We start from the raw sequence: 242 nt of genomic DNA on the forward strand, positions 1-242 counted from the left end.
CACCAGCACCTTCTGCGTGCAGACGTCGGCCACGCTGCCGGAGGGGCATGGGATGCTCACCTCCTGCTCGACCAGCCAGACGATGTCGCTGGTCAGCTGAGCCATCTGCGCGGCCGTGAGGGCCACGCCCGGCCTCAAGCCGTAGGCCTGGGCGAAGGTCACCCCGGCGCTCATCAGCGCCGCGTACTGGGCGTCGTCGCTCTCGAAGCCGTCCAGCAAGCGGTAGCCGGTCAGCTGCGCCA

The 242-nt window shown here is 69.8% G+C and carries 1 protein-coding gene; it reads right to left on the reverse strand.

What is annotated here, in order from left to right:
• Positions 1-242 (reverse strand): S-layer family protein (locus APY03_RS43055; protein WP_198161384.1); only part of this gene is annotated, 242 nt, incomplete at both ends.

It is taken from the genome of Variovorax sp. WDL1 (genome assembly GCF_001541225.1).
In the GTDB taxonomy this organism is placed as follows: Bacteria; Pseudomonadota; Gammaproteobacteria; order Burkholderiales; family Burkholderiaceae_C; genus Variovorax.